The following is an 8,226-nucleotide window of genomic DNA, read 5'->3' on the forward strand; positions in this document are numbered from 1 at the left end:
GCAAGGCCCTTTGAAATTAATTGAAAATTCATTCTTTATACCACGATCGCGCCCTTTTATGGAAGAAGGGAATATTTTAATTTATTTACTCGTTATTACCATTATTGTTGACTTGACAAATAGTTAGATGCCACTTTGTTTAGAAAATAAGTGTAACCTACTTGCCATTGTTCAAACATGTTTCTGTGAAAGTCGTCTACAATAAATAGCTCAGTTTGATTTAAGAAATCGTGTGGTGTAGATGGATGACCATCTTTTTCTAAAAAGGATAGATATTTTTTCACCCGTTCGAAAACCTTTGGGTCGTTTGCGGAGACACCTTCTTGTAAGAATTTAATCATATCTTCATTAAATGATTTTGCTTCAATGGCGGAATCATTCATTGATTCTACATCAATAGTTTGATTCGTCAAATCAAAATCATATTCTTTTTTCAAATGTTCGTTTTGACCCTTTAATGCTTCTTGCCATTCTTCTTCAGTTTTAAAACCCCTAAACATTGATGCCATATCTAAATCGACTCCTTCTTTAGTATTTTTGATGGAGAAATTGATCGTATCAATTAGTTCTTTAAATTGATTGATCTTTTGCTCTAGTAAATCCCTTTGCTTAATCAACGTATTCTCTCTGTCGATATTACCATCTAATAATTGTTTAATTTCCTTAAGAGGAAAATCCAGCGCTTTGTAAAAAAGAATATGCTGTAGTCGTTCTAAATCCTTTTTTCCGTATAAACGATATCCAGCTTCTGTCGTTTGCTCTGGAATCAAAAGACCTATCTTGTGATAATGGTGTAACGTCTTTACTGTTGTATGGGATAGTTTTGCAACTTCATTAACGGTATACAGTTCTATTTCCTTCTTTCCATGCTCTTTATACTAAAGTATCCTCTAAGGTAAGAGTCAACACTAAAAAAGGCTATATGTTTTTGTAGATCATATAGCCTTTTTAATTAAGTTTTCTTGCCTTGATTTTAAAAAAATATGGTCGTTTAATGGAATAAGATGATTTGCGTTTTTAAACATCTTTATTGTAAATGTAACGATTTTATTTATAATTAAACGACTTTATTGTTATTTAACACCTTATATATTTTAAGCTCTATAATTTCATACCCTATGCCGTTTTCTCATTGTAACAGGCTTTCTCCGTACATGAAAAACATTATGATCCAAAAACTTCCGACCAGAAACAAGATGTTTTTACACTTTTGCTTAAAGGAAATAAACCTACCTTCCATTCACATACTCTTTTCTTTTTAGATTTTATACCATCCCAAAAGGTCCACCTTTTGGAACTATATCGATTATGTACGATGTACACCCTATACATGTGGGATTAACATAAAATCTTATTACAGAAAGAAACACAACAACACCTATTTGATTAGGTGTTGTTGTGTATTATTTTATGAAAGCTAACCTTGGATTAAATTGGAACTCTTCCGTATAAATCGCTTCACGCCTAATATGATGAGTGATACAACGATGCCTCCAACAATAATCATACCGACAGCAACAAATAATCCACCAAGTCCGAGCACTGAGTCTTGGTAGGTTACAATTGGAGGAACATCATATCCATTTTGGAAGATAACAAATCTGGCAATTTCTAAGTATGTAAGGTGAAAACCAATTGCTGTCCAAAGACTCCCAGGCCAGAGCCGAAGCAACTGCAAACATATCCCAAAGCATAAAATTAATATGATATAAGAAAGGTCAATAGAGTTTCCAGGGGAAAGTCCAACGATAGCTTGAATCTGGTTAACTGCTATAGGGATAGATAAAAATAACAAAGTTTGAAATAATACTGCTAGCCAAGCAATGAAACGATGGCGTAATATATCATATATCATCCCTCGTAATGCCAATTCCTCTGGCAAAGCTTCATAAAAAAAGGCAATGACCATATTTATTAGTAGCGCTGTAAACCAATAATTGGGCGCATGCCATTTTTCAATGACGATCCACCCTTGGAAAGAAGCAATTATAAATCCTAACGAAGCGAGTAAAGTGGCCAAAAGGACTCCTGTTATAAAATGATAGGCATTTTCCCATGAATAAACCGGCTTTTTCGGTTTTATACCCGTGAGCCGGTAGACACGCTGATATAAATATAGAATAATCGGAACCACCAATCCACTCATTACGATCCCCTGAATTAACAATTTAATATTTCTAGATAAGTTGAACTGTTGTTCAGCAATTGTACCAGAAAGAGAACCTAGGAACAGACCGGTAGTTAATGTTGTCCATCCTGCTATTAAAAGAAATATCCATCTCATATACTGTTTGCCTCCTATATAGTGATCTACCTTATGGACCTAATTAAGAATAACGCCCCTTCCTGATAATCATATATTCCTTCACAGTGCCCACCATTTTCATAGGGTGATCTTAGTTGATTGATTATTTAATATCTAATCTAGCTTATATTCACTCAAATTTCGTCTAATTTCTTTCTCGCTTTTGAGTATTAGTTTACATTCATCTCTCAATAACATTGAATATATTTCAATTATCATAATATCCTCAAAAACAAAAAGAAAAGTATACATTCAAAATACTGAAAATAATAGGATTACTGAAAATTTTCCAATATACTTAACCAAATAATTTACGTATGATTTTTATCCAACCTAAATTAAGAAAATCCTATAAGAATTGACCACAAAAATGCTAAACGGATACTTCTTGGAATTGATATTCATAATTTAAATATTTTCCAAGGTAAATCATCTTTTTCGCTTTTCATTATAGTTACCAATTTAATAAATTTTACTATAATTAGAATAATTTTCAATTATATTTGTTCAATTAAAATAATCTTTTTTATCGGAAGTCAAACTAAAAAAGCCTTATTCAACTCGCATTGAATAAGGCTTTGTGTTTCTCTTCATTTTTTGTTTTGCACAAAAACATCAATAGCTTCTATAGCTTTTTCTGTCCCGCCGCTTTTTTGAAAACTTTCATTAATTTTTTTGATACCCTCTTTATAGATTTCGTTGGTCAGCACTTCTTTAACGGCATCCTTTAACGTTTCAGGTTTCAAATTATCCTTTGATACTCTGTAGCCGGCATTAAGCTCAGTCAGACGCTGCGCCACTGTAGGCTGGTCCTTGTCATGCGGGATAACAACCATTGGGATATTGAAGTGGATCGATTCATTCACGCTGTTCATACCGCCATGGGTAATAAAGACATCCGTATGCTCGAGTACCTTTAATTGCGGTACATATGAAGAAATGATAAAGTTCTCGGGAGCTTCTTTAATTTTTGTCATATCTACTCTTTCACCGGCAGCGATGACAACTTTTCCTTTGAAATCAGAGAATGCATCAATACATGTATTAAAAAACTCCTCTGTACGGTCAAGAACCGTCCCCATCGAAATATAAAGGACTTGTTCATCCTCTAATGCTTCAAAGGGAAAGCTACCCGTATAAGCCCTCTTTGGGAATGTCGGTCCGATAAAGATATTTGAATCATCGAATTTTTCGCTATTAGGCTGAAAATACCGGCTCGTAAATACAATCGTTAATTCCGCCGCATTATTCATAAACTGAGCCGAGCTCTCCGGCTCTACGCCATAACATTCTTTCATTTGTACCATTAACTTTTCAGCTTCTTCATCAGGTTTAAATCCGGATTCTGGAGATAAAGGCATGTTTTTAAGAAATTCTTTGGGAAACAAAAAGGATGCTGAAGAGCAAACTCCCGGAATTTGCAAGTAATCTCTCACTAGTTGCCCTGCTCCAAATTTTTCATAAAATACAAAGTCAAAATCAATATCCTGAGATAACTGTTTTGTGATATCTAAAGCGTCAAATGAAGTTTGAATTTGAATTTTCAGAAAGGCATTTAAACCGGCATTCGAATACGGATCAATGGATGCTTTACTCAATAAATCAGGCTGAAGATGAACCGTTGCGCCAACTTTTTCTAAACGTTCTTTAAATTTTTCAGTTGTAATATAGTGAACACTGTCTCCTATTTCCGCAAAAGCTTTTACAATGCCCAAAGTAGGATTGACATGCCCTTCTGCTGGAAAATTAATCATTAAAATGTTTGCCATCCGAATAACACTCCTTGTCTCAATACTTGCAACATATTAACTCTCTTACTGCTTTCTCTTTGACTATTAAGGATACAAATAATCCCCCGCTGCTCTAGCCATTGATTCTACCTGCAAAACCCGTTCAGAAACCCCTTGAACCTTAAGCTTTATATTTCACCCCCCATTTGTTAAATATTAATTAAATGATAACAAAAAAAGGAATTTTCAAATCATACTTAATAATGAAACTGATTCATACTTTAGACCTATTTTATTTATATAAAACCCGAAATCGGAAGTAAATGTATCTAGAATTCTTTGAAATACTTTTCAATTATGATTTTAGCTCTACTCTCAAGTAAAATAGGGAGGTTTTTCAAAGAAAAATATTTCAAAGCAATACTTTCTCCATCTTCCATACTTAAATTACCTGAAATTCCTTTTGCTTTATACAGACCAATAATATTGTATACTTCATCCCCATGTGGATATTTGTAATAAAAATCTTCGCCAGAGAGAACATCTATTAGTTCAAAACTTTCAGCTAGCAAGCCTGTTTCTTCATAGAGTTCTCGTTTAGCTGCTTCTTCAAAGGATTCCCCTAATTCCATTGCCCCTCCTGGTAAACCCCAGTCGTTTGTATCCGAACGTTATTGAAGCAATAAATCTTGTTTTTCATTAAAGACAATTATTGTAGAACCAGCTACAATAATTGGTCTTGTACCTATAAATTCCCTTAATTCTTTTACATAATCAGCCATGTTTTTTCTCCCTCCCATAACAAAATATTACCATGTTTTAGGAGGAAAATTTTATGGGTTTTGGCTGACTTATTTATGTATATTTCATACATGCTCGGTTAACATAACGCATCATTAACGGAACCAAACCTAAATGAAACCCTTTGGGCACCTAAGAGTTTCAACTTATCGTCATTTTTCGTTTATTTTAGATTATTATACAGCGTTGATGAATTAACATTTTCGGCTTCTGAAGAAACATGGCAGCTGCATTAAAAAAGTGGGGTTTTATGAAACCCCTTACTCCACAAAATGGCCGGATTGTGGAATAGAATGACCCGCATTTTTTTAACAACTTTATTATTTTTTAAACGACTTTATTGTAAATTAAACAACTATTTTGTCACTTAACAAAATAGGTTATTCTTGCAGATAGTTTTATATTTATATTCACTTTTAATTAACTATAATAAAATGAATTTCATATTATAACGATTCTGATACAAAGCTTACATACATTAGCATTAGAACTGAAAAAAGCACCTAATTTTAATTAGGTGCAAAGTAACTATAGTAGTAATTTTTGTATTTCTTTTGTACTGAGACCAGTGAATTTTGCAATGTCTTCTAACGGCATACCATTTTTATACATACCACGAATTAATTGGATTTTTCCCTGTTCAATACCTTCTTCTCTACCTTTTTCTAATCCTTCTTCTCGCGCATGGGCTATTTTAGCTTGTTCATCTAAAAGTATTTTCTCACGAGCTTCATAAGCTGTTCGGAAAGAAGAATCATGGCTCATATTTTCCCATTTATTGATTGCTTTTTGTAAAATTGGATCTTGATTCATCGCAATCTCCTCCAATGTCTGAGTTAAGTGTTCATCTTCATGGGCTGGCAACAATAACATCCAACGGACAAACATATTTTCCCATGGGTTTACTTTTTCTTCACGCCATTGCTTCACTAATTTTGGAATCTCCACAAAATGGATTTCGATATCATCACTTAATATCTTTTTCGTTTTGGAATTCCATAATTGACCGATGGTGTGAAATGATTCGTCATAAGAAAATAATATGAAATCTAACAAGTTAATAGTGATTGTTTTTCGAAGTGAACGATATGGCATCCCTTCTTGCATTTGGGATGTATAGAGTTTACTCCAATAATATAAAGAGCGTTTTACCATATCATGTGTATTTCGAAGCTGAATTTCTATATTCACTTGTGTTCCGTTGTTTAGTGTTGCTAATAAATCTAAAATAGATAACTTATCATCTTCATAAGATTTATGAAGGTGTGGATCTTCAAGTTGTAATGATGAAATAGGGGTATCTAAAGATTCTTCTAAGATGGCGTTTAGGAATCCGATTAAAATTTCTTCGTTCCCCTTTGTTCCGAATAACTGTTTAAAAGCAAAATCAATTCGTAAATTTACTAATTTGGTCGACATGGGTTTCCTCTCCCTGTCTTTCTTTTCTTAACTATATTTTATAAGATAGCCCCCTACACATGCAAATGCTACTGTTATTATTATAGGTTTAATTCATTGTAGCTTCTTTATCCTGCAGCATCTGTTTATTTTTTTCGTGTGTATCTATACAGCATTGCTTGACTAATACCAGTCATATTCACAATTTCCTTTATGCTGTATTCTTTAGAATCATATCACTTCAATAAATTATAGAGGAAATATTATAATTATATTGAATATAATAATTTGTTTTTAATTGTATTTTTAAGGAGGCGTTGTCGATGAGAAGTTATTTATACTTAATTGGGCGAAAAAACAAGGGGATAACGTTTCAATAGCCCATAAAATACGTGGTTCCCATTCAATATTAAAGGGAGAGTACCAGATTGAAAAAAATTTATTTAAAGCCTATTGACAAAAGTAATTGGGAAGAAGCAATTAGATTATCTGTTAAAGAAGAACAACAAACATTTATTGCATCCAACCTTTATTCTATCGCAGAAGTTCAATTTCTAGATAATTTCTATGCAAAAGGTATTTATCTTGATAATAAAATGATAGGATTTACTATATTTGGGATAGACCCTGATGATAATAATTATTGGATTTATAGACTTATGATTGATGAAGAATTTCAAGGAAAAGGTATAGGTAAGCAAGCTATATATCTGGTTATTGAAGAGATAAGACGAAATAATAATGCAAACATTTCTTTAATAATGATTGGATATGATCCTGAAAATCTTACAGCAAAATTTGTATATAAAAAGGTAGGATTTATTGAGACTGAATTATCATCTTGGGGTGAACAATTAGCTAAGTATTCCTTGTAAGTACTTGAAAATGACTTTTAGACTTATTAAAGTAAAGGGCCCGATTGTGGAGCAACATAGATAGGAAATAATCAAACTTTTTTATAAAAGAATGAACCAACTGAAAATATTAAGAGCGTGTTTTGATCAATCTTTTTTTCAAAACACGCTCTTTTCTATGAACATTTATTAAGGTTATTAGTATCAATTTGATCAAACTTTATTTAAAAACAACAAAATGACTACTGAATTTTTTGAACTACTCACCACTTAGCTGACGTTTGAAGTGGGAGCTTCTTGGGAAGTAAGTACTTTTACTAGCTATGTTTACCAAGGTTCTGTTGCAAAGATTTCTAAACTGAGATAACCTGCAGAAAAAGTGTGAGCAGGAGAATGATATATGGGGTATTTTAAAGGAAAACAGTTTAAAAAGGATATTATTTTGGTAGCCGTCGGCTACTATTGTCGTTTTTCTTTAAGTTATCGTGATGTATCTGAAATCTTGAAGGAGCGTGGTGTTTTGGTTCACCCAACAACCATCATGCGCTGGGTTCATGAATATGGAAATCTTATCTATCAAATTTGGAAGAAGAAAAATAAAAACGTTCAATTATCTTGGAAACTAGATGAAACCTATATAAAAGTCAAAGGAAAATGGTGTTATTTATATCGTGCAATTGATAAAGGCGAATTGATAAAGGCGGGCACACATTGGATATTCAACTTCGTAAAAAACGGGATCATCAGGCTGCCTATGCCTTTATGAAAAGATTGGTCAAAATCTTTGGAGAACCAGCGGTTCTCACTACAGACAAAGCACCAGCATTACTTTGCGCATTTAACAAATTAAGAGAACAAGGCTTTTATATAAATACAACTCATTGTACAATCAAGCATTTGAACAATCTCATTGAACAGGACCATAGGCATGTGAAGCGACGTTTTTCCAAATCCGCAGAATTTCAAAATCTTCGCCACGCTTCCCGTACCTTGAAAGGCATCGAAACCATTCATGCTTTATATAAACGAAACCGAAGTCTTGGCTCAGACTTCGGTTTTTCGACGTACAATAAATTACAGGGGCTACTAACAACCGCATAAAATGTACAACTTTTTGTTGACACCACTTAACCTTAAC

5 protein-coding genes and 3 pseudogenes are annotated in these 8,226 nt (G+C 33.1%); 2 read left to right on the forward strand and 6 right to left on the reverse strand.

What is annotated here, in order from left to right; all coding sequences use genetic code 11:
- Nucleotides 1–101 precede the first annotated feature (101 nt).
- The 6 genes and pseudogenes from AC1M36_RS25275 to AC1M36_RS25300 all read right to left on the reverse strand — a co-directional run.
- The gene (locus AC1M36_RS25275) at nt 102–854 is read right to left on the reverse strand and encodes a MerR family transcriptional regulator (RefSeq protein ID WP_431613449.1); all 753 of its coding nucleotides are present in this window, start codon (nt 852–854) and stop codon (nt 102–104) included.
- A 563-nt stretch (nt 855–1,417) separates the two neighbouring features.
- On the reverse strand, nt 1,418–2,284 hold the full coding sequence (locus tag AC1M36_RS25280; RefSeq protein WP_479846319.1) for a CPBP family glutamic-type intramembrane protease: 867 nt from the start codon (nt 2,282–2,284) through the stop codon (nt 1,418–1,420).
- A 611-nt stretch (nt 2,285–2,895) separates the two neighbouring features.
- Nucleotides 2,896–4,074 carry a macrolide family glycosyltransferase gene (locus tag AC1M36_RS25285; protein WP_336454160.1) on the reverse strand — a complete coding sequence of 393 codons (1,179 nt, stop codon included), beginning with the start codon at nt 4,072–4,074 and terminating at the stop codon, nt 2,896–2,898.
- A 290-nt stretch (nt 4,075–4,364) separates the two neighbouring features.
- A pseudogene (locus AC1M36_RS25290) lies at nt 4,365–4,817 on the reverse strand (NUDIX hydrolase).
- A 547-nt stretch (nt 4,818–5,364) separates the two neighbouring features.
- Complete coding sequence (locus AC1M36_RS25295; protein WP_336454159.1) at nt 5,365–6,255, reverse strand: Rpn family recombination-promoting nuclease/putative transposase; 891 nt, start codon at nt 6,253–6,255, stop codon at nt 5,365–5,367.
- Nucleotides 6,256–6,386: 131 nt separating this feature from the next.
- A pseudogene (locus AC1M36_RS25300) lies at nt 6,387–6,470 on the reverse strand (recombinase family protein); the annotation flags it as partial.
- Nucleotides 6,471–6,662: 192 nt separating this feature from the next.
- On the opposite strand from AC1M36_RS25300, the gene AC1M36_RS25305 reads away from it, so the two are divergent.
- Complete coding sequence (locus AC1M36_RS25305) at nt 6,663–7,109, forward strand: GNAT family N-acetyltransferase (RefSeq protein ID WP_336454158.1); 447 nt, start codon at nt 6,663–6,665, stop codon at nt 7,107–7,109.
- Between the two features lie 379 nt (nt 7,110–7,488).
- Nucleotides 7,489–8,189 (forward strand): annotated as a pseudogene (locus AC1M36_RS25310) (IS6 family transposase).
- The last annotated feature ends 37 nt before the right edge of the window (nt 8,190–8,226 follow it).

Source organism: Bacillus sp. Medicinal_06 (assembly GCF_056711665.1).

Bases quoted from the DNA above. Each gene is read 5' to 3' on its own strand.
- AC1M36_RS25280 (WP_479846319.1), bottom strand. From the start codon at position 2,284: ATGAGATGGATATTTCTTTTAATAGCAGGATGGACAACATTAACTACC.
- AC1M36_RS25285 (WP_336454160.1), bottom strand. From the start codon at position 4,074: ATGGCAAACATTTTAATGATTAATTTTCCAGCAGAAGGGCATGTCAAT.
- AC1M36_RS25295 (WP_336454159.1), bottom strand. From the start codon at position 6,255: ATGTCGACCAAATTAGTAAATTTACGAATTGATTTTGCTTTTAAACAG.